Origin of the sequence: Stenotrophomonas sp. SrG, from assembly GCF_050031795.1 — a bacterium.
Lineage (GTDB): Bacteria > Pseudomonadota > Gammaproteobacteria > Xanthomonadales > Xanthomonadaceae > Stenotrophomonas > Stenotrophomonas rhizophila_A.
Window position 1 is genome coordinate 1 of record NZ_JBNBBE010001869.1, and the last position, 229, is coordinate 229.

The 229-nt window shown below is 64.6% G+C and carries 1 protein-coding gene; it reads left to right on the top strand.

What is annotated here, in order from left to right:
- Nucleotides 1-229: gamma-glutamyltransferase (locus tag ACQG3P_RS25670; protein ID WP_426806619.1), on the top strand; the 229-nt coding region annotated here is incomplete at both ends.

Genomic DNA, 229 nt, shown 5'->3' on the forward strand with positions numbered 1-229 from the left:
TCAATGGGCCAGGCGCTTCGCGAGGTGCAGCCGGGCACGCCGAATCAGCTGGAAGAGTGCGACACGATCTACATGTCGGTGGCCGATGCGGTCGGGATGATGGTATCGCTGATCGAGTCCAACTACCGCGGCATGGGCAGCGGCATGGCGCCGCGGGGGCTGGGTTTGATGCTGCAGGATCGCGGCGTGATGTTCGTGCTGCGCAAGGACCACCCCAATGGCTATGCGC